General features: G+C 69.2%; 21 protein-coding genes. 14 read left to right on the top strand and 7 right to left on the bottom strand.

The window, feature by feature from the left end; genetic code table 11:
- Positions 1-29: 29 nt before the first annotated feature.
- From lepB to recO, 5 genes are read left to right on the top strand one after another with little or no spacing between them, the layout of a single operon-like run.
- The gene (gene lepB, locus FHY09_RS05100; protein WP_166924844.1) at positions 30-824 is read left to right on the top strand and encodes a signal peptidase I; all 795 of its coding nucleotides are present in this window, start codon (positions 30-32) and stop codon (positions 822-824) included.
- A gap of 40 nt (positions 825-864) precedes the next feature.
- Positions 865-1,239, top strand: coding sequence for a DUF4845 domain-containing protein (locus FHY09_RS05095; protein WP_456362713.1), 375 nt, complete (start codon positions 865-867; stop codon positions 1,237-1,239).
- Complete coding sequence (rnc, locus tag FHY09_RS05090) at positions 1,229-1,912, top strand: ribonuclease III (RefSeq protein WP_166924840.1); 684 nt, start codon at positions 1,229-1,231, stop codon at positions 1,910-1,912. Before FHY09_RS05095 ends, rnc begins: the two co-directional genes overlap by 11 nt.
- Positions 1,909-2,805 carry a GTPase Era gene (gene era / locus FHY09_RS05085; protein ID WP_166924838.1) on the top strand — a complete coding sequence of 299 codons (897 nt, stop codon included), beginning with the start codon at positions 1,909-1,911 and terminating at the stop codon, positions 2,803-2,805. Before rnc ends, era begins: the two co-directional genes overlap by 4 nt.
- Before the next feature lie 21 nt (positions 2,806-2,826).
- Positions 2,827-3,549, top strand: coding sequence for a DNA repair protein RecO (gene recO, locus FHY09_RS05080; protein WP_166924835.1), 723 nt, complete (start codon positions 2,827-2,829; stop codon positions 3,547-3,549).
- A 24-nt stretch (positions 3,550-3,573) separates the two neighbouring features.
- Here the strand turns inward: recO and FHY09_RS05075 are convergent, their stop codons facing one another.
- Complete coding sequence (locus FHY09_RS05075) at positions 3,574-4,314, bottom strand: response regulator (RefSeq protein ID WP_456362722.1); 741 nt, start codon at positions 4,312-4,314, stop codon at positions 3,574-3,576.
- A 124-nt stretch (positions 4,315-4,438) separates the two neighbouring features.
- Here FHY09_RS05075 and rlmD point away from each other — a divergent pair, with 124 nt between their 5' ends.
- The 9 genes from rlmD (at position 4,439) to FHY09_RS05030 (ending at position 11,511) form a co-directional block, all read left to right on the top strand.
- Complete coding sequence (rlmD, locus tag FHY09_RS05070) at positions 4,439-5,776, top strand: 23S rRNA (uracil(1939)-C(5))-methyltransferase RlmD (protein WP_166924831.1); 1,338 nt, start codon at positions 4,439-4,441, stop codon at positions 5,774-5,776.
- Between the two features lie 44 nt (positions 5,777-5,820).
- Positions 5,821-6,321 carry a CYTH domain-containing protein gene (locus FHY09_RS05065; RefSeq protein WP_166924829.1) on the top strand — a complete coding sequence of 167 codons (501 nt, stop codon included), beginning with the start codon at positions 5,821-5,823 and terminating at the stop codon, positions 6,319-6,321.
- A 36-nt stretch (positions 6,322-6,357) separates the two neighbouring features.
- Positions 6,358-7,059, top strand: coding sequence for a DsbA family oxidoreductase (locus FHY09_RS05060; RefSeq protein ID WP_166924827.1), 702 nt, complete (start codon positions 6,358-6,360; stop codon positions 7,057-7,059).
- A gap of 67 nt (positions 7,060-7,126) precedes the next feature.
- Complete coding sequence (gene nagZ / locus FHY09_RS05055; protein WP_166924825.1) at positions 7,127-8,134, top strand: beta-N-acetylhexosaminidase; 1,008 nt, start codon at positions 7,127-7,129, stop codon at positions 8,132-8,134.
- Complete coding sequence (locus tag FHY09_RS05050) at positions 8,134-8,688, top strand: hypoxanthine-guanine phosphoribosyltransferase (RefSeq protein WP_166924823.1); 555 nt, start codon at positions 8,134-8,136, stop codon at positions 8,686-8,688. The genes nagZ and FHY09_RS05050 overlap by 1 nt, the downstream gene beginning before the upstream one ends.
- Positions 8,689-8,691: 3 nt before the next feature.
- On the top strand, positions 8,692-9,438 hold the full coding sequence (locus FHY09_RS05045) for an S-methyl-5'-thioinosine phosphorylase (RefSeq protein ID WP_166924821.1): 747 nt from the start codon (positions 8,692-8,694) through the stop codon (positions 9,436-9,438).
- Positions 9,439-9,528: 90 nt separating this feature from the next.
- A complete protein-coding gene (locus tag FHY09_RS05040; RefSeq protein WP_166924819.1) occupies positions 9,529-9,732 on the top strand; it encodes a cold-shock protein in 204 nt (67 codons plus the stop codon).
- 73 nt (positions 9,733-9,805) lie between these two features.
- Positions 9,806-11,071: an FAD-dependent oxidoreductase gene (locus FHY09_RS05035; protein WP_166924817.1), complete on the top strand. Its 1,266-nt coding sequence runs from the start codon at positions 9,806-9,808 to the stop codon at positions 11,069-11,071.
- Positions 11,072-11,244: 173 nt separating this feature from the next.
- Positions 11,245-11,511 (top strand): hypothetical protein, encoded by a 267-nt coding sequence (locus FHY09_RS05030; protein WP_166924815.1) that lies wholly within the window; start codon positions 11,245-11,247, stop codon positions 11,509-11,511.
- Positions 11,512-11,563: 52 nt separating this feature from the next.
- Here the strand turns inward: FHY09_RS05030 and pdeM are convergent, their stop codons facing one another.
- The 6 genes from pdeM to FHY09_RS05000 all read right to left on the bottom strand — a co-directional run bounded on the left by pdeM (position 11,564) and on the right by FHY09_RS05000 (position 18,749).
- Positions 11,564-12,202: a ligase-associated DNA damage response endonuclease PdeM gene (pdeM, locus tag FHY09_RS05025; protein ID WP_166924813.1), complete on the bottom strand. Its 639-nt coding sequence runs from the start codon at positions 12,200-12,202 to the stop codon at positions 11,564-11,566.
- Complete coding sequence (locus FHY09_RS05020; protein WP_166924811.1) at positions 12,192-14,648, bottom strand: ligase-associated DNA damage response DEXH box helicase; 2,457 nt, start codon at positions 14,646-14,648, stop codon at positions 12,192-12,194. The genes pdeM and FHY09_RS05020 overlap by 11 nt, the downstream gene beginning before the upstream one ends.
- Entirely contained in the window at positions 14,645-16,249 is a 1,605-nt protein-coding gene (locus FHY09_RS05015) for an ATP-dependent DNA ligase (RefSeq protein WP_166924809.1), read from the bottom strand. The genes FHY09_RS05020 and FHY09_RS05015 overlap by 4 nt, the downstream gene beginning before the upstream one ends.
- A complete protein-coding gene (locus FHY09_RS05010; RefSeq protein ID WP_166924807.1) occupies positions 16,246-17,244 on the bottom strand; it encodes a ligase-associated DNA damage response exonuclease in 999 nt (332 codons plus the stop codon). Before FHY09_RS05010 ends, FHY09_RS05015 begins: the two co-directional genes overlap by 4 nt.
- A gap of 594 nt (positions 17,245-17,838) precedes the next feature.
- Positions 17,839-18,243 carry a hypothetical protein gene (locus FHY09_RS05005; RefSeq protein ID WP_166924805.1) on the bottom strand — a complete coding sequence of 135 codons (405 nt, stop codon included), beginning with the start codon at positions 18,241-18,243 and terminating at the stop codon, positions 17,839-17,841.
- Between the two features lie 164 nt (positions 18,244-18,407).
- Positions 18,408-18,749 carry a hypothetical protein gene (locus FHY09_RS05000; protein ID WP_166924803.1) on the bottom strand — a complete coding sequence of 114 codons (342 nt, stop codon included), beginning with the start codon at positions 18,747-18,749 and terminating at the stop codon, positions 18,408-18,410.
- Between the last annotated feature and the right edge of the window lies 1 nt (position 18,750).

The raw sequence follows: 18,750 nt of genomic DNA, 5'->3' as shown, positions 1-18,750 counted from the left end.
GGCCTGGATACGTTGCAAAGGATCCTTCAATGAAACTGTTTGAGTTCGTGCTCGTCGCGCTGACCCTGCTGTCCGGCCTGGTGCTGCTCGCCGAGAAACTGTACTTCGCGCGCCGCCGCGCCCGCCGCGCCGGCCTGCTCGATACCGAGCCGGCGCTGGTGGATTATTCGCGTGCGTTCTTCCCGGTGCTGGCCATCGTGCTGGTGGTGCGCAGTTTCATCGCCGAGCCGTACAAGATTCCCTCCAGCTCGATGATGCCCAACCTGCTCATCGGCGATTTCATCCTGGTGAACAAGTTCGCCTACGGCCTGCGCCTGCCATTGACCAACACCAAGGTGGTGCCGGTCGGTGAGCCCAAGCGCGGTGACGTGGTGGTGTTCCACTACCCGGGTCGTGGTGACCAGGATCCGGCCAAGGGCGAGAACTTCATCAAGCGGGTCATCGGCCTGCCGGGTGACCACATCGTGTTCGAAGGCAACGGCGTGATCCTCAACGGCGAGCCGCTGAAGTATGAGGCGCGCGGCATCTACGCCGGTCATCGTGGCGTGGAAACCGGCGCCCAGCTGCTCACCGAAGAGCTGCCGGGGCGTCCGCACACCGTGCTGGAAACCGGCCTGGCGACCGGGCAGGGCGAGTGGACCATTCCCGCCGGGCACTACCTGATGATGGGCGACAACCGCGACAATAGTGATGACGGCCGGTTCTGGGGCCTGCTGCCGGAGGAGAACCTGCGCGGCAAGGCGTTCGTGATCTGGCTCAACTGCTACGGGTGGTTCTGCAAGGACGGCTTCGAACCGTCGCGGATCGGCTCGAGCGTCAACTGACCTGCAACGCGTATCTGGGGAGAACGCAATGAAGAAGACGATGAGCACGCAACGCGGCATGACCCTGACCTCCTTCCTGGTGGTCCTGATCGTGATCGGTTTCATCCTGTACATCGCGATGAAGCTGTTCCCGATGTACCAGGAGTACTACGCCGTGCGCTCTGCGATGAAGAGCCTGGCCACCGAGCCGGGGGTCAGCCAGATGCAGCCGGCCAATATCCAGTCGCTGTTCTTCAAGCGGCTCTACATCAACTACTCCGACAACGTGAAGCCGTCCAACGTGAAGTTCGACCGCGTCAACAACGGCTGGAACCTGCGCGTGAACTACGAAGTGCGCCGTCCGCTGGTCGGCAACATCGACGTGGTTGGCAAGTTCGACGCCACGCAGGAACTGACGGGCAGCGGTGCAGAATAAGACGCCTCTACGCGGTGACCGCATCGGTCACGTCTTCAGGACGCCGGACCTGCTGGTGCAGGCCCTGACGCACCGTTCTGCCGGTACGCCCAACAACGAGCGCCTGGAGTTCCTCGGCGACAGCATCGTCAACATGATGGTGGCCGAGGCGCTCTACGCACGCTGGCCGAAGGCCGACGAGGGCGCGATGACCCGGGGCCGTGCCGAGCTCGTCCGCGAGGCGGCGCTGGCCGTGATCGCCCGCGAGCTGCAGCTGGGCGAGCGCCTGATCCTGGGCGCCGGGGAAATGAAGTCCGGTGGCCACCGGCGCGACTCGACCCTGGCCGACGCCCTCGAGGCGGTGGTCGCGGCGATCTACCTGGACGTGGGCTTCGAGGCCTGCCGTGCGGTGGTGCTGCCCTGGTTCGAGCCCTCCATCGCCGCCCTGCCGGCGACCGGCCGGCCGGCCAAGGATCCCAAGACGCGCCTGCAGGAATGGCTGCAGGGCCGACAGAAGGCGCTGCCCCAGTACGAACTGGTGGCAGAATCCGGGGACGACCACGCCAAGACGTTCCAGGTACGCTGCAACATCATCGAGCCGCCGATCCGAACCGAAGGCGAAGGTGCCTCCCGGCGGCTGGCGGAACAACAGGCGGCCGCGGCCGCACTTGAACAACTGGTGGAATCCAAGTGAGTGAACACACGCCCCATCGTTGCGGCAGCGTTGCCGTCATCGGCCGCCCCAACGTGGGCAAATCGACCCTGACCAATGCACTGGTCGGGGCCAAGGTCAGCATCGTCTCCAACCGCCCGCAGACCACGCGGCACCGGTTGCTGGGCATCGCCACCTATCCGGAAGGCCAGCTCGTACTGGTCGATACGCCCGGGCTGCACAAGGTGCAGAAGCGGGCGATGAACCGGGTCATGAACCGTGCCGCGCGCGGCTCGCTGGAAGGCGTCGATGCCGGCCTGCTGGTCATCGAGGCCGGCCGCTGGGACGAAGAGGATGCGCTGGCCTTCAACGTGCTGCGCGATTCGGGCATCCCGGTCGTGCTGGTGGTCAACAAGGTGGACCGCCTGAAGGAGAAAGCCGCGCTGCTGCCGTTCCTGCAGCAGGTCACCGAGGGCCGCGAATTCGCCGCGGTGCACCCGATCTCCGCACAGAAGCGCAACGGTCTGGAGGCACTCGTGCGCGACGTGCTGGCGCTGGTGCCCGAAGCCCCGCCGATGTTCGGCGAAGACGAGATCACCGACCGCAGCCAGCGCTTCCTGGCCGGCGAGCTGGTCCGCGAGCAGCTCATGCGGCAGCTTGGCGAAGAGCTGCCGTATGCCACCACGGTGGAGATCGAGCGCTTCACCGAGGACGGCAACCTGCTGCGCATCGGCGCGGTGATCTGGGTCGAACGCGAGGGCCAGAAGGCGATCGTGATCGGCAAGGGAGGCACGCGCCTGAAGGAGATCGGTGCCAAGTCCCGCCTGCAGATGGAGCGGTTGTTCGGTGCCAAGGTGTTCCTGGAGACCTGGGTGCGCGTGCGCGAAGGCTGGTCCGACGATGAGGCCGCGCTGAAGGCCTTCGGTTACGAGTAACGGTAGCCAGGGCCCGGATCGATGCACATCGACGCCGAACCGGGCTTCGTCCTGCATGCCCGTGCGTACCGGGAGACCAGTCTGCTGGTCGAGGTGCTCACCGCCGGACAGGGCCGCGTGGGCCTGCTGGCCCGTGGCGTGTCCAGCGCCAAGGGGCAGGTGCTGCGGGCCGCGCTGCAGCCCCTGCAGTGGATCCGCTTCGACGCCGTGCAGCGCGGTGAGCTGGCGCAGCTGCGCGCAGCCGAGGCGCTGGATGCCGCGCCGCGGCTGAGCGGCCACGACATGCTGGCCGGCTTCTATATCAGCGAACTGGTGATGCGGCTGGCGCCGCGCGGCGATCCCTTGCCCGACCTCTATGGAGCCTACGGGCAGGTACGGGGCCGCCTGGCCGTGGGCGCGCCACTGGCCTGGAGCCTGCGCCGTTTCGAGCGCGATCTGCTGGAGGCGCTGGGTTTCGGCTTCGCCCTCGGCGAGACCGCCGACGGCCAGCCGGTGGATCCGGCGGCGCGTTATGTGCTGGATCCGCTGGAGGGCCCGCGTCGACAGCTCAGCGAGCGTGACGGGGAAGGGCGGCGGGGCACGGCCACCGGCGCCGCGCTGCTGGCGCTGGGCGATGACCAGATGCCTGCGGCCGCGGACCTGGCCAGCCTGCGGCTGCCGATGCGCGCCGTGCTGGCGCATCACCTGGGGACGCGTGGCCTGAAATCCTGGGAACTGATGGACGACCTGACGCGCCGCGGCTGAGGCCGGCGTGGCCGCTGCCGGCAATCAGTGCAGCAGGGACGCCACCGCATCCTGGAAGCCCGCGTGGGCCTGGTTGGAGGCCGGCATCTGGTGCAGCTGGCGTACCGCGCGGGCCAGCCGCGCAGCGCCCACGAACCCGCAACTGGCCTGCAGGCGATGCAGCTGGCTGCGCAGCGCCGGTTCATCGTGGCGCACCACGGCCTGGTCCACCGCATCGCGCACGCCGGGGAGTTCGGCCAGGAACAGCTCGCGCAGCGCGATGAGGTGCTTGTGCTGCCCGTTGAGCGCGGCCAGCGCCGAGGTCTCATCCCAGTCCTCGGGATCGGCCTGCAGGTCCACCGCCACATCAAAGCCCGCGTCCGCCCGGGCAGCCGCAGGGCGCGACGCCAGCGCCCGGCGCACCACGTCCAGCAGCGCGGCGCGGCTGATCGGTTTGATCAGGGTGTCGGCGAACCCGGCCTGGCGCAACTGCCCATGCAGCGTGCCGTTCGCGTCGGCGGTGTGCGCGACTGCCGGAGTGCCTGGGCGGCGCGCACGCAGGGCGCTCAGCAGGTCGATGCCATGGCCATCGGGCAGGTTGGCGTCGATCAGCCAGAGGTCATGAACGGCTGCCTCGGCACACGCCTGTGCGGCGCTGGCGGTGTCGGCCACCTCCACGTCCGCAGGCAGGCCTTCCAGCGCTGCCTTGAGGAAGCGGCTGGTGATGATGTCGTCCTCGACAAGCAGGATGCGGGGCCGAGGCACCGGCGGGGTCGTCTGCATGATGGCTGCCTCCTTGTCAGCTGCTGTCATATTAAACGCCGGGCTGCGGTGCGCAAGGGTGAGTGGGCGCCCGATGAGCGTATCTGCGACAATACGCACCCTTTTTTGCCCGCAGCCGATACGCCACGTGGCCCGTCACCGTTCGCGACTCGATCGCACTCCGTTCCAGACCGACATCCTCGACCTCAGCCACGACGGCCGGGGCGTTGCCCGCCGTGATGGCGAAGGCGGCAAGGTCACCTTCATCAACGGCGCGCTGCCCGGTGAAGTGGTGGCGGCCGAGCCCACCGCACGCAGCCGGCATTTCGATGAGGCGCGTACCGTGGAGGTGCTGCAGCCCTCGCCGCTGCGGGTCACCCCGCGCTGCCCGCACTTCGGCACGTGCGCTGGCTGCGTGCTGCAGCATCTGCAGGAAGATCAGCAGATCGTGGCCAAGCAGCGTGTGCTGATGGACAACCTGCAGCGTATCGGCCATGTGCAGCCGGCCGCCGTGCTGCCGCCGCTGGCCGGGGACAGCTGGGGTTATCGGCGCAAGGGCCGCTTCTCCGTGCGCCGCGTGGAGAAGAAGGACAAAACGCTGGTCGGGTTCCGCGAGCTCGATCCGCGCTTCGTGGCGGACCTGTCGGTGTGCCTGACGGTGATTCCCGAGATCGGCCAGAAGGTGGCCGCGCTGTCGGCGTTCATCGAGACGCTGGACGGCAAGCGTGACATCCCGCAGATCGAGTTCATCGGTGGTGATGCGGCCATTGCGTTGACGGTACGCCACATGCAGCCGCTCAGCGATGCTGACCGGTCGGCGTGGGCGGCGTTCGGGGAGGCGAACGGGTTTGCGATTTACCTGCAGCCCGGTGGCGTGCACACGGTGCATCCGCTGTGGCCGGCCGAAGGGGTGCCGCTTTCGTTCCGGCTCGCGCCGTGGGATGTGGAGCTGGCCTTCAAGCCGCTGGATTTCATCCAGGTCAATGCGAAGCTCAATGTGAGGATGATCGAGCATGCGCTGGCACTGCTCGATGCCGGCCCAGGGGACCGGGTGCTGGATCTGTTCTGCGGGCTGGGCAACTTCACGCTGCCCTTGGCGCGCACGGTGCGCGAGGTGGTGGGCGTGGAGGGCGACGCCGGCCTGGTGGAGCGCGCGCAGGAAAATGCCGCGCGCAACGGGCTGGGTAATGCGCGTTTCCACGCGGCCGACCTCACGCTCGACCAGCGTGCGGCGCCGTGGATGGCCGAGGGCTTCGACAAGCTGCTGCTGGATCCACCGCGGTCCGGGGCGATCGATGTGCTGCAGCAGCTGCCGCTGGAGCAGTTCAAGCGGATTGTCTATGTGAGCTGCCACCCCGGTTCGCTGGCCCGTGATGCGGCGTACCTGGTGAACGAGCGTGGCTTCACGCTGGTCAGTGCGGGGGCGATGGACATGTTCCCGCATACGGCGCACGTGGAGAGCATTGCGGTGTTCGAGAAGGGCTGACCCGCGAGCGCCGATGCCGGTGCGCATGCCGCATAATCGCGGGCATGGGTATTGAAATCGAGCGGAAGTTCCTGGTCGCGGGGGAAGGCTGGCGCGCGGCGGCGCATGCGGTGATCCCGATGGCGCAGGGGTATATCAACGACATGGGGGCGCTTGATCGGGGCGACCAGAAGGCGTCGGTCCGGGTGCGGGTGGAGGGGGACGCGGCAGCGTTGAACCTGAAATCACGGACGCTGGGCCGCAGCCGCCAGGAGTTCGATTATCCGATCCCCGTGGAAGACGCGCGCGCACTGCTGGCGCTGTGCGTCGGGGGCCTGGTGGACAAGCGCCGGCACCAGGTGTGGCACGAGGGCCTGCTCTGGGAAGTGGACGAGTTCCTGGGCGACAACGCCGGGCTGGTGGTGGCGGAGGTGGAACTGGACGATCCGGACCAGCACGTGCCGCTGCCGCCGTGGGCGGGGCGGGAGGTGACCGACCAGGCGCGCTATTACAACGTCGCGCTGGCCTCGCGGCCCTATGCCCTGTGGACGCCCGAAGAGCGCTGATTTGCGTTGGCAGGCTGCCGTCCCCATTGTGCTGGCATGAAAATCGACATCTATTCCGACGTGGTCTGCCCCTGGTGCTGGATCGGCAAGGCCCGCCTGGCGCAGGCCCTGGCCGAGCTCGGCGAGGAGGCCGCAGGCATCCAGATCCAGTGGCGGCCGTTCCTGCTGGACCCCGAGGCCGACACCACGCCCGTGCCGCTCCGCGAAGCCTATGCGCGCAAGTTCGGTGGCGCCGAGCGCACCGAGCAGCTGTTGCAGCAGACCCAGGCCACGGCGCGCAGCGAAGGGCTGCCGATGGATTTCAGCCAGGGCCAGGTGCGGGTCACCACGCGGCTGGCGCATCGTCTGATTGGGTTGGCCGGCCAGCACGGCTGCCAGGATGCCGTCGGCGAGGCGCTGTTCCGTGCGCACTTCCAGCACGGGCACAACCTGGCCGATCCCGCCGTGCTGCTGCAGGCCGGCCGGGAAGGCGGCCTGACGGAAAGGGCGGTACAGGGCCTGCTGGATACGGACCAGGGCACGGCGGAGGTGGAGGCGGGTCTGCGCCGCGCCGCCGCGCTCGGCATCCGGTCGGTGCCCACGTTCGTGATCGACGAACGCTGGGCCATCCAGGGGGCGCAGCCGGCTGCCGAGATCGTGGCGGCCTTGCGCGGCATGCTGCGCGAGCGTGCCGCGCACGCGTCCGGGCAGGCCGCCGAGGGCGCTGGCGGGGCCCACGCAGGTGCGCCCGGGGTCTGACGCTGGGCTCCGGTTCTGCGACAATGCGGCGTTGCGCCATCACGGCGCATCGTCGTGGAGATCGACCATGTTGCTGATCGGCGTTGCCGGAACCGGACTGACCGCGCAGGAGCGCGACTGGCTGCAGCACGATGCGGTGGCGGGCGTGGTGCTGTTCGCCCGCAACTTCGCTTCGCGCGCGCAGGTCGGCGAACTCTCGGCCGCCATCCGCGAGGCGGCGCCGCGGCCACAGCTGATCTGCGTGGACCAGGAAGGTGGCCGCGTGCAGCGCTTCCGCGAGGGCTTCAGCGCGCTGCCGCCGCTGCAGGAGATCGGCGCACGGCATGCGGACGATCCCGCAGGGGCGCTGGAACTGGCCGAGCAGCATGCGTGGCTGATGGCCAGTGAAGTGCGCGCCAGCGGCGTGGATCTGAGCTTCGCCCCGGTGGTGGATCTTGGGCGCGGCAACCGGGCCATCGGCAACCGGGCCTTCAGCGAAGACCCGCAGGTGGTGGCCGCGTTCACCGCCGCCTATGTGCGCGGCATGCACGCTGCAGGCATGGGCGCCACGCTCAAGCATTTCCCCGGCCACGGCACCGTGCTGGAAGACACCCACGTGGATGTGGCCGTCGATCCGCGCCCGCTGCATGAACTGCGGCAGCAGGATCTGGTGCCGTTCGAGGCCGGCATCGCCGCCGGCGCCGATGCGGTGATGATGGCCCATGTGGTCTACCCGCAGGTCGCTCCGGAGCCTGCCGGCTACTCGCGGCGCTGGATCGAGCAGATCCTTCGCGGCGACATGGGTTTCCGCGGCGTGGTCTTCTCCGATGACATCGGCATGGCGGCCTCGCACACCGCCGGCGGCGTCGGCGCACGCGTCCACGCCCACCTCGATGCCGGCTGCGATGTCGTCCTCGTCTGCCACCCTGAACTCGTCGAGGACGCCCTGCACGCCGTGCAGGGCCGTTCCTTCAACACCGCCGCGCTGCTCGGCCTGCTGGGCCGCGGCCCGCTGGGCTGGGATGGCTTGCTGGCCGATGCCCGCCACGACGATACCCGTCACTACCTGTCTGAATCCCTCGGAAGAACCGTCTGATGCCCAACCTCACCATTGCCCAGGCCCTGTCCCAGGCCGACCTGCTGGTCGATCGCCCCACCCTCGACCAGGCCATCGGCCGTATCGCCGACGAGATCGCGCGCGACTACCAGGGCGAGGTGCCGCTGTTCCTGTCGATCATGCACGGCGCGCTGCCGTTCGCCGGCCAGCTTGCGCTGGAACTGGGTGCGCGCGGCCAGGATGTCCAGTTCGACTACCTGCACGCGACCCGCTACCGCGGCGAGACCACCGGAGGCGACCTGGTGTGGAAGCACAAGCCGGCCACCGCGCTGTTCGGTCGCCGCGTGCTGCTGGTGGACGACATCCTCGATGAGGGCTACACGCTGCAGGGCGTGCGCACGTGGTGCCTGGAGCAGGGCGCCACGGATGTGCGCATTGCCGCGATGACGGTGAAGAAACACGACCGCGCGCTGCCTGATGTCACCGCTGACTATGCGGGCATCGAGCTGCCCGACCGCTACGTGTTCGGCTTCGGCATGGACGTCAACGAGACGCTGCGCTGCCTGCCCGCCATCTATGCGATGAAGGAATAAGCGATGCAGCAGATCGCGCTTGCGGTGATCGGCGGCACCGGTGTCTACAACCTGGCCCGGCTCGACGACGTGCAGACCCATGAGGTGTCCACGCGCTTCGGCGTGCCGTCCGGCCCGGTGCGCGTGGGCACGCTGCTCGGGCACCGCGTCGCCTTCCTGGCCCGGCACGGCGAAGGCCATTCGCTGCCGCCGCACCGGATCAATTACCGCGCCAACCTGGCCGCCCTGCAGCAGCTGGGCGCCCACCGCGTGCTGGCGCTGAATACCGTCGGCGGCATCACCGAGGATTTTGGTCCACGCGTGCTGGCCTGCCCGGACCAGCTGATCGACTACACCTGGGGCCGGATCAGCACGATCTGTGAGGAAGACGGCAGCGACGTGGTGCATGTGGACTTCGGCCACCCCTACACGCCGATGCTGCGAAGCAAAATTCTCGCGGCTGCAAAGGTGACCGGCGTCACAGTGCAGGACGGCGGCTGCTATGCCGCCACGCAGGGCCCCCGGCTGGAAACCATTGCGGAAATCGCCCGCCTGCGGCGTGACGGCTGCGACCTCGTCGGCATGACGGGCATGCCCGAAGCCGCGCTGGCACGGGAGCTGGGGCTGGATTACGCCTGCCTGGCGATCGTGGCCAACTGGGCTGCCGGCTGCGGCACGGCCGAGGAAATCACCATGGCCGAAGTGCTGGCCAACGTGCAGGCCGCCTCCAGCGGATTGCCCGAACTCGTCGGTGAATTGGCGCGGGGGTGATTGTCATCCTCGTACAAGGTTTGCATACTCGGCCCCGTGCGCGGGGATTCGTGCGCACACCACCCATCATTGCAAAGGTCTCGCATCAACATGGCAACAGGTACCGTCAAGTGGTTCAACGACGCCAAGGGATTTGGCTTTATTACTCCGGACGACGGCGGCGCTGATCTGTTCGCGCACTTCTCCGCCATCCAGGGCAGCGGCTTCAAGTCCCTGCAGGAAGGCCAGAAGGTCAGCTTCGAGAAGACCCAGGGCCCGAAGGGCGACCAGGCTTCGAACATCCAGCCGGCCTGACGTTCGCGTCTGGCTGATGAAGAACCCCGCTCCGGCGGGGTTTTTTTTCGGGCACATGCGGCACAATCCGCAGATGGACAAGCGACTGCGCATCGCCGTGATCGGATACGGCACCGCAGGCCAGGCACTGAGTGTGCTGCTGGGCCGCGACGAGCACCACGTGGAGAGCTTCGAACGCGCGGCCGAACCCGGCCCGGTGGGTGCCGGTTTCCTGCTGCAGCCCAGCGGCCTGCAGGTGCTCTGGGAGATGGGCCTGCTTGATGCCGTGCGTGCGCACGCCACGCCGGTACATCGCCTGCACGGCGATACGCCCTGCGGCCGCACCGTCATGGACATGCGCTACGACCAGCTGGATCCGCGCCTGCACGGGCTCGGCATGCAGCGCGGCGCGTTGTTCAGCCTGCTGCACACCGCGCGCGGAAACAACGGCGTACTGCACGTAGGCACTGCGATCCTGGCCGTGGACAGCGAGCGTGGCCTGCTGCGCGACCAGCATGGGCGGCAACATGGTCCTTTTGATCTCATCGTGGCCGCCGATGGCGCGGCCTCCACCCTGCGCGGCCAGTTTGACGCAGAGGTACGTGACCGTCCGTACCCCTGGGGTGCGCTGTGGTGCCTGTTGCCCGCCGAGGATTGGCCGCACGCCCAGGTGCTCCAGCAGCGCTACGTGGCGGCGCGCAAGATGATCGGCCTGCTGCCGGTGGGGACCCGGCCGGGCGACGACGTGCCGCGCCTGAGTTTCTTCTGGAGCCTGCCATGCACGGATTTCGCACGCTGGGAGGAGGCCGGCCTGCCCGCCTGGCTCGATGAACTGCACGCACTCTGGCCGCAGGCCTCCGGCCGCTTCGTGCATCTGCGCGCGCCGGGACAGCTGGCCCGCGCGGCCTACCGTGATGCCGTGGTGCGGCGGTGGCACTCGGGCCGGCTGGTGCTGGCCGGCGACGCGGCCCACGCCATGAGCCCACAGCTGGGGCAGGGCGTGAACATGGCGCTGCTGGACGCGCTGGCGCTGCGCGAGGCGCTGCGCGTGCATGGCGGCGGCCAGGCAGCGCTGCAGGCCTACCAGGCCCAGCGGCAGGCCCATGTGGCGGTCTACCAGCGCTGGAGCCGGTGGCTGACGCCGCTGTTCCAGTCCGAGCGTGATTACTGGGCGAATGCGCGTGATGTGCTGATGGGCCCGTTGGCCCGCCTGCCGGTGGGACGCGGCCACATGCTGCGGGTGCTCAGCGGCACCCAGCAGGGCTGGCTGGGACGCCTGCCCCTGGCCCCGGCGTTCCTGGACGCACTGGCAAAGCCCATGTCGCAGGAGCCGAGGGCCGCCACGCGCGCCGTGGCGTGAAGAAGCGCCTCGACCGTGGTTGACGTTCGACTCACCCCGCATGTGGCAAAACAGGGCAGTTCGCGTGGCATGCGATCGGAGGGCAGGTGGCCGGATTCCCGGGCGCACTGTCACCGCAGGACGCCACGCACCCCCACAGGGCTCGCGTGAGCCGCATGCAAGGAGTGTGACCCATGATGTTCTCGGCCGATGCGCTGGAAGCGGAGATCTGCAAGCTGCGGGGCTTGCTGCAGATGCTGCATGAAGACCAGCCGGATGTGATGGAAGATGTGTTCCAGTTCCACCTGGGCAACCTGCTCAGCCATTCCTCGATCGAGCGCCATGGCTACATCCGCACCTGCGCCGATGAAATGCTGGCCGCCGTCCAGGCGATGCCGGTGGCCGCCCACCCGCGTGGCACCCGCAGGCCCGATTTCCGCTTGATGGATGCCGTTGCCTGAAACGCCTGCCGGGCGCTCCTGGCTGACGCCGAAGAGCGCGCGTTGCCCCGGCTCAGCCGAGTTCGATCGCGCTGCCTTCCACGCAGGCGACCAGCCGGTCCTGCGCCTGGAGTGCAGGCACCACGCCTGCGGTGAAGCGTGAAAACGCGGGCAGTACCGTTACGCCCTCCTGCAGCCAGAAGGCGGGAAACCGACGCATGAGCCCGCGTGGCGCCGCGAGCGGGTGCAGGTGACCGGCAATGACATGCCGCCCGGGACGCCGGCACGGCTCGTGACGCAGCAGGAAGGGGCCCAGGTCCACGTCTTCATCGTGCACCTCCACCGCGAGGGCCTGCGCGGCGAGCGCGCGGTCGTGGTTGCCGCGGATGACGTGCACATGGAGGGTGGGGCATGCCGCGCGCCAGGCCATCCAATGCGTGTGCCAGGCGGCTCTGTGCAAAGGCCCGTGCAGCACATCGCCAAGGATCCAGAGCTGGGCGCAGCCGGTGCGCTCGACCAGCTGCTGCAGCCGCAGCAGATCGCCCTGCGTGCCCCCGCTCGGCAGCGCGATGCCGGCACGGCGGAAGATGTCCGCCTTGCCCAGGTGCAGATCGGCCAGCAGCAGCGCTGAGCGCGCTGGCCACCACAGGGCACGGTCACCGAGCAGCACCACCTCTTCGGCGGCCAGCTGCACCGCCAGGTCAGCGTCCATGGCGCTTCTCCAGTTGCCCGGCGGCACGTTGCACGCGCGTGCGCCAGTCTTCGTTGCTCAGTTGGCCGCGCTGGCGCTCGGCCCATAGCGGGAAGCCGAGCGGCGTCAGCGAAGGCGGCGCATGCAGCGCAAGCTCGCGTGCCTGAAGCCGCTGCAGGGTCGCCTGCAGGCCCTCGAAGTCCAGGCTGTCGTACAGCACTTCGTGCTCGGCCAGCTGCAGCAGCAGGTGGTCCGGATCGTGTTCGCGCAGGACATCGTGCAGCAGGCCGGCCGATGCCTGCAGCTGCCGCAGCGAACGCGGCATGCCGCCCGGCAGCGAGGGCACCAGCAGCCCCGCCACGCGGGCGATGCTGCGGAACTGACGGCGTGCCAGCTCGCCCAGGTTCACCGCCGCGCGCAGGTCGTGCAGCAGGTTGTCGGCCGACAGCAGCCCGCGCCACAGCGACGCCGAGAGCGTGACCGGCTCGGCCGGGGTGAGCACCAGGCCCAGGTCATTGACCGCATAGCCGATGCTGTTGCGCTGCTGCCGGGTGCAGCGCCAGGCCAACAGCGCGGCCAGCGCCTCGTGGACGTGGCGGCCGGCGAAGGGATACACGAACAGGTACTGTCCCTCGCGGCGGCGCACGTCCTCCACCACCAGCCGGTTGGGCGAGGGGCGAGCGGACAGCCGCTGCTGCAGGGCGAGCAGCGGCTGCAGCCAGCGCACTTCGTCACCATCATCGGCGCCGGACAGCACCGTCTCCAGTGCCTGCCCCAGTGGCGCGGACAGCGGCAGCTGGCCCCCCTGCCAGCGTGGCACGGCGCCCTCCCCACCGCGCGCCAGGCGCACGTAGGCCGTCATGTCCTCCAGCCGCACCAGTTCCAGCAGGCGGCCGGCGAACTGGAAGCGGTCCCCGCGGCGCAGGCGGCCGGCAAACTGTTCTTCCACCGCACCCAGGGCGCCGCCGCGCAGGAACTGCACGCGCACGCTGCCATCGCTGCTGATGGTGCCGATGGAAAGGCGGTGGCGCAGCGCCTGGCGGCGGTCGTGCACCCGGTAGAGGCCATCGGCATCGCGCACCACCTTGTGGAAGTCCGGATACTGCGAGAGGGCCCGCCCGCCCTGCACGATGAACTCCAGCACCGCCTGCCACTGCGCATCGGTCACTGCGGCGAAGGCATGCGTGGTGCGCAGCTGCTGCAGCAGCGCGGCACTTTCAAAGCCGCCGGCCAGCGCACGGCTGATGCAATGCTGGGCCAGCACGTCCAGCGAAAGCTGCAGTGGCCTTCGCGATTCGACCACGCCGTGCTGCAGCGCCCGGCGCACGGCGGCATACTCGGCCAGTTCCAGCGCATGGCTGGGCACGCACAGCACCTCGCCACTGGCACCGGGACGGTGGCGCGCGCGTCCGGCGCGCTGGCGCAGACGCGCCACGCCCTTCGGGCTGCCCAGTTGCAGCACCTGGTCCACTTCCGGGAAGTCCACGCCCAGGTCCAGGCTGGAGGTGGCCACCACGCAGCGCAGCGTGCCCGCACGCAGGCCCTCTTCGACCTGCTGGCGCAGCCCGGGATCGAGCGAGCCATGATGCAGCGCAAGCGTGGCGGCGTCTTCCGGCCAGACCGCGGCCAGCGCCTGGTGCCACAGTTCGGCCTGGGCGCGGGTGTTGGTGAACAGCAGGCTGCTGCGCGCGCCCATCAGTGCCCGCAGCACCCGGGGCAGCTGCACCAGGCCGAGATGGCCAGCCCACGGGAAGCGCTCGCCGGCGGCGGGCAGCAGGCTGCGCACGCGCACCGGACGTGGCCGCGCACCTTCCACCAGGGCGGCCTGCGGGCGGTGCGGCAGCAGCACATCGCGGGCCTGTTCGAGATTGCCCAGCGTGGCCGACAGCCCCCACAGCTGCAGGTTGGGCGAGGCTTCGCGCAGCAACGCCAGGTTGAGCTGGAGCAGCACGCCACGCTTGCTGCCGAGCAGCTCGTGCCATTCATCCACCACCACGCAGCGCAGCTGGCGCATGCGGGCCAGCGTGTCCGGATAGCTCAGCAGCAGCGCCAGCGATTCAGGCGTGGTGACCAGCACGTCCAGGCGTCCTTCACGGGCCAGGCGGCGTTCGCGTTGGGTGGCATCGCCGCTGCGCAGGCCCACTTTCCAGTCCAGCCCGATGGCCTGCAGCGGCTCCTGCAGTGCGCGCGCGGTGTCCGTGGCCAGTGCCCGCAGGGGGGTGACCCACAGCACCTGCAGGGGCCGCACGGCACTGGCCCGGGCCGGGCGCGGCAGGGGATCGATCAACGCCTGCAGCAGGGGGCCGCCGAACATCGCCAGTGTCTTGCCGCTGCCGGTGGGCGTGTGCAGCAGCCCGTCGGCGCCGTCCAGATAACGGCGCCACATCGCGCGCTGGAACGGCAGCGCACGCCAGCCGCGGCCGGTGAACCACGCCTGCAGGCGGGCCAGCGCCTCGCTTCGGGTCATCGCGCCAGTGCCTGCAGCTGGGCCAGCACGTCGGCCTCGCGGGCCGGCTTGTCCTGGCGCCAGCGCAGGATGCGTGGGAAGCGCACCGCGATGCCCGACTTGTGCCGCTTGGAGACGTTCACCGCTTCAAAGCCCAGCTCGAAGACCTGTTCGGCGCGCACGCTGCGGACCGGGCCGAAGCGCTCGCGGGTGTTGGCGCGGATCCAGCGGTCCAGCGCCAGGATCTCCTTGTCGTCGAGACCGGAATACGCCTTGGCGACGGGCACCAGCGTGTCGCCGTCCCAGACGCCGAAGGTGTAATCGGTGTACAGCGTGCTGCGCCGGCCATGGCCGGCCTGCGCGTAGAGCAGCACCGCATCGATGGTCAGCGGGTCGATCTTCCACTTCCACCAGTCGCCGCGGCGGCGACCGGCCTGGTAGACCGAGTCGGCACGCTTGAGCATCAGCCCTTCCACGCCGCGCTCGCGCGCTTCCAGGCGCAGGCGCGCGGCGTGTTCCCAATCGCTGGCATGGACCTGCGCGGAGACCTGCAGGCGGGGGTCGTCGAGCGCGTCCAGCAACGCGGTCAACCGGGCCCGCCGCTCGTGCAGCGGCACCTCGCGCAGGTCCTCGCCGTCGAGCTCGAGCAGGTCATAGGCCAGCACGCGGACCGGCGTGGCCCGCAGCGTGGCCGCCCCCGGCTTGCGGCGCTGGATGCGGGTCTGCAGGGCGGTGAACGGACGCGGGGCATCGGCGGCTTCGTCCCAGGCCAGCAGTTCGCCATCGATCACACAGCCATCGGGCAGCGCCATCGCGGCGGCTTCGATCTCCGGGAAGCGGCCATCCAGGCGCTCCTCGCCACGCGACCACAGCGCTACCTCACCACGGCGGCGAAGCAGCTGCAGGCGGATGCCATCCCATTTCCATTCCAGCTGCCAGTCGCTGATCGGGCCCAGCGAAGCGGCCTCGGCTTCCAGGGGCGAGGCCAGGTAGAACGGGTAGGGCTGCGCGCGGTCCAGCGGCTGCTCTTCGTGCGAAAGCAGCGTGGCCAGCAGGGTGGGCGAGGGCACCCACTCGCCGAGCATGCGCTGGGCGATGCGCGAGATGTCCAGCCCGGACAGCTCGGCCAGCGCCTGCTGCACCAGGCGCTGCGAAACCCCCACGCGCAGTGACCCGGTCAGCAGCTTGTTGAACACCAGCCGTTGCGGCGCCGGCAGCGTGCGCCAGCCCGCGATGACCGCTGCCCGCCGACGCGCCTCGTCCAGGTTCGCCACCGCCAACAGATGGGTTTCGATCCAGCTCGCCAAGGGGCGGTCCACCGCTTCCTGCGTCGGCTCGTCGTGCAGCAGTGTGAGGGTCTCGGCCAGGTCACCGACCTGCTCGTAGCTGTCTTCCACCAGCCAGGCGGGCAACCCGGATTCCTCGCTGATCCAGGCCCGCAGTTCCATGCTGCCGGCGATCTTGCGGCGCGCGCCGCTGACCTTGCCGCCACTGAGCAGATACAGCGCCCAGGCGCCGTCGTGGGCGTCCACAGCGCTGAAGTAGGCCACCAGTGCGGCGCGCTTGTCGCCAGTGGCGGTGCTGCGGTCCAGGCGCTGGTAGAGATCGGCGAAAGCCTTCATTCTTCGCTCCCGTAATCGGTGCGGAAGGCTTCGGCGGCCGTGCCGCGCTCGCGCAGGTAGCGGATCAGCGCATCGGTATTGCCGTGCGTGGCGATGATGCGGCGCGCGCCGGTCTCTTCGATGGTCTGCAGCAGGGCCGGCCAGTCGGCGTGGTCGGAAACCACGAAGCCGCGGTCCACGTTGCGGCGGCGGCGGTTGCCGCGCAGCTGCATCCAGCCCGAGGCAAAGGCCACCTGGTGGCGACCGAAGCGCCGTACCCACGGTGTACCGGCGGCCGAGGGGGGAGCCAGCACCAGGCGCCCGGCCGAGTCCGGCTGGCGGCCCTGCTCGGCGACCGCTTCGGTGGGCAGCATGGCCACGCCGGCCTTGCGGTACACCTCCACGCCGTTGGCGATCGCACCGTGCAACCAGGCGGGCTGGTCGTCGTGCGCGCCGACCTCGGCCAGGATGCGCTGTGCCTTGCCCAGCGAATAACACAGCAGGATCGCCGCCTCACCGCGTTCGCCGCACTCGCGTCGCCACGCCACGATGTCAGCGGCGACCTCGCGCGTGTCCGCCCAGCGGTAGATCGGCGAGGCGAAGGTGGCCTCGGTGATGAAGGTATCGCAGGGCACCACTTCGAACGGCGCGCAGGTGGGATCAGGCTGGCGCTTGTAATCGCCGGAGGCGACCCAGACCTGGTGGCCGTCATCGATGCGCACCTGGGCCGAACCCAGCACGTGACCGGCCGGATGCAGTGAGACTTCAACATTGCCGAGGCGGAACGCGGCGCCGTGGGCGTGGGTATGGATGCGGACATCGCCCAGCCGCCAGCGCAAAATGGGTTCGCTGGCCTGGGTGCAGTGGTATTCGCCCATGCCGGAGCGGGCGTGGTCGCCGTGGCCGTGGGTGATGACGGCGCGTGGCACCGGCTTCCAGGGATCGATGTGGAAATCGCCGGCGGGGCAGTAAAGGCCCTCCGGTCGCAGTACCACCAGGTCGTTGCGATCAGTCATGGCTGCACTTTGGCGGGGCGCTCGTGCAGGAGGTGAGAATCCGTGGTGCGGGGCGAACGGCTGGGCCCCTCGTGGTGGGCTTGGCACAGAGGTCATCGGGCTGGGCCGGGCGGTGGGGCTGGGCGGGGGACGGCAGGAGCTGCGTCCTGCGGGCCTCGTTTCGCGCCATCCCTGGCGCTCAACGCCCCCGCCCAACCCCACCGCCCGTCCCTGTGACGGTTCGGCGCGCACCACGGGGAAAATAAAAAAAGCAAAAGCGAAAGCGAAAGCAAAAGCAAAAGCAAAAGCAAAAGCAAAAGCAAAAGCGGCCTCTTGGCTGCCGGCGCTTCTGCTCCTGCTTTCGCTTTCGCTTTCGCTTTTGCTTTTGCTTTTGCTTTTGCTTTTCTAGTTCTTCTTACGTGGCGGCACGTGGTATGTCGGGGGCTGGGCGGGTGGGGGCGGTGGGGGTGTTGAGCGCCAAGGATGGCGCGAGACAAGGCCCGCAGGAGCGGCTTTTGCCGTCCCCCGCCGCGCCCACCCGCCCAGCCTGATCACTGGACCTGACCCGGGGGGGCCGCGACGGGGGGGCCCGCTGTTCGCCGCCGACTTAGCGCATCAGTGCTTGGCTTCGTCAGCGTTCTGACGCGCGTCCTGGGCCACATCGCGTGCTTTGTCCGCCACCTTGTCCGCTGCGTTCGCGGTGGCTTCGTTCGCATTGGCCGAGGCATCGCGTGCGGCGACGCTGGCTTCGGCGGCGGCGTTGGCGGTTGCGTCGGCGGCGCGGTCAAGTGCCTGGCGCGTATCGGCTGCGGCTTCCTTCGAGGCGGCGGCGGCTTCGTCGGCCGCATTGCGCGTGGCGACCGCCGCGCGGTCGACTGCGACACCGGCCGCGACGCTGGCGCTGTCGGCCGCCTTGGCTGCATCCTGGCGTGCCTGCTCGGCTTCGGGGCCCTTGCACGCGGACAGTGCCAGTACCAGTGAGGCGGCCAGCAGGGAGGTGGTGAACGGACGGATTTTCATGGCGCGCTCCAGAAGCAGGTGACGGGAGCGCCAGCGTATTCATGGCCAGGTCGCGGAGCGGTGAAGGACACTCGGCGCCTGCGCGGCGCCCGGCAGAGGGCAGGCAAAGAAAAAGCCGCTGGCGAACCAGCGGCTTTTCCAGAACAGCGTGAAGAAAGAAGTTATTACTTCTTGGCTTCTTCAGCAGCGTCCTTGGCCTGCTCGGCGGTGGCTTCAGCAGCCTTGGCCGAATCAGCAGCAGCGTCGGCAGCGGCGTCGGTGGCAGCACCGGCAGCGGCGCCAGCAGCGTCGGCCGAAGCGTCAGCAGCGGTGGCGGCGGTGTCAGCGGCCTGCTGGGCAGCGTCGGCGGTGGCGGTGCCGGCAGCGGCAGCCTGGTCGGCGGCAGCCTGGGCTTCGGTGGCGGCTTCGTTGGCGGAAGCGGCGGCGTCCTGGGCAGCTTCCTGCTTCGAGCAGGCAGCCAGGGCCAGAGCCAGGGACATCGCGACCAGCAGCTTGTTGATGCTCATT

This window comes from Xanthomonas sp. 60, from assembly GCF_011761925.1.
This window is presented reverse-complemented; position numbering and strand designations above follow the sequence as displayed.

Coding starts and splice junctions, on each gene's coding strand:
- FHY09_RS05035 (WP_166924817.1), top strand. CDS start 9,806: ATGGACAAGCGACTGCGCATCGCCGTGATCGGATACGGCACCGCAGGC.
- FHY09_RS05020 (WP_166924811.1), bottom strand. CDS start 14,648: ATGACCCGAAGCGAGGCGCTGGCCCGCCTGCAGGCGTGGTTCACCGGC.
- nagZ (WP_166924825.1), top strand. CDS start 7,127: ATGTTGCTGATCGGCGTTGCCGGAACCGGACTGACCGCGCAGGAGCGC.
- FHY09_RS05000 (WP_166924803.1), bottom strand. CDS start 18,749: ATGAGCATCAACAAGCTGCTGGTCGCGATGTCCCTGGCTCTGGCCCTG.
- pdeM (WP_166924813.1), bottom strand. CDS start 12,202: ATGGACGCTGACCTGGCGGTGCAGCTGGCCGCCGAAGAGGTGGTGCTG.
- FHY09_RS05010 (WP_166924807.1), bottom strand. CDS start 17,244: ATGACTGATCGCAACGACCTGGTGGTACTGCGACCGGAGGGCCTTTAC.
- FHY09_RS05050 (WP_166924823.1), top strand. CDS start 8,134: ATGCCCAACCTCACCATTGCCCAGGCCCTGTCCCAGGCCGACCTGCTG.
- FHY09_RS05095 (WP_456362713.1), top strand. CDS start 865: ATGAGCACGCAACGCGGCATGACCCTGACCTCCTTCCTGGTGGTCCTG.
- FHY09_RS05045 (WP_166924821.1), top strand. CDS start 8,692: ATGCAGCAGATCGCGCTTGCGGTGATCGGCGGCACCGGTGTCTACAAC.
- recO (WP_166924835.1), top strand. CDS start 2,827: ATGCACATCGACGCCGAACCGGGCTTCGTCCTGCATGCCCGTGCGTAC.
- FHY09_RS05060 (WP_166924827.1), top strand. CDS start 6,358: ATGAAAATCGACATCTATTCCGACGTGGTCTGCCCCTGGTGCTGGATC.
- lepB (WP_166924844.1), top strand. CDS start 30: ATGAAACTGTTTGAGTTCGTGCTCGTCGCGCTGACCCTGCTGTCCGGC.
- FHY09_RS05005 (WP_166924805.1), bottom strand. CDS start 18,243: ATGAAAATCCGTCCGTTCACCACCTCCCTGCTGGCCGCCTCACTGGTA.
- FHY09_RS05065 (WP_166924829.1), top strand. CDS start 5,821: ATGGGTATTGAAATCGAGCGGAAGTTCCTGGTCGCGGGGGAAGGCTGG.
- FHY09_RS05030 (WP_166924815.1), top strand. CDS start 11,245: ATGATGTTCTCGGCCGATGCGCTGGAAGCGGAGATCTGCAAGCTGCGG.
- FHY09_RS05040 (WP_166924819.1), top strand. CDS start 9,529: ATGGCAACAGGTACCGTCAAGTGGTTCAACGACGCCAAGGGATTTGGC.
- FHY09_RS05015 (WP_166924809.1), bottom strand. CDS start 16,249: ATGAAGGCTTTCGCCGATCTCTACCAGCGCCTGGACCGCAGCACCGCC.